Genomic DNA, 322 nt, shown 5'->3' on the forward strand with positions numbered 1-322 from the left:
TGGGTGCCTGGCAGTGTCCTACTCTCGCATGGCGAATGCCACACTACCATCGGCGCTACAGCGTTTCACTTCTGAGTTCGGCATGGGGTCAGGTGGTTCCACTGCGCTATTGCCGCCAGGCAAAAATCTTCAATCTGAAAAAGCTGATTTAGTTATTCGTTCTCGGTATCTGCTACAAGTCTTCGAACACTTCTTGGGTGTTGTATGGTTAAGCCTCACGGGTAATTAGTATGGGTTAGCTCAACACGTCGCCGCGCTTACACACCCCACCTATCAACGTTGTGGTCTCCAACGGCCCTTTAGGACCCTCAAGGGGTCAGGG

The 322-nt window shown here is 52.2% G+C and carries 2 rRNA genes; both read right to left on the bottom strand.

The features are described from left to right. Nucleotides 1-5 precede the first annotated feature (5 nt). Nucleotides 6-120, bottom strand: a 5S ribosomal RNA gene (gene rrf, locus J9885_RS20195). 84 nt (nucleotides 121-204) lie between these two features. After that, nucleotides 205-322 (bottom strand): 23S ribosomal RNA (locus J9885_RS20200); the annotation flags it as partial.

This window comes from Aeromonas sp. SrichE-2G (genome assembly GCF_017939565.1).
GTDB lineage: Bacteria > Pseudomonadota > Gammaproteobacteria > Enterobacterales > Aeromonadaceae > Aeromonas > Aeromonas taiwanensis.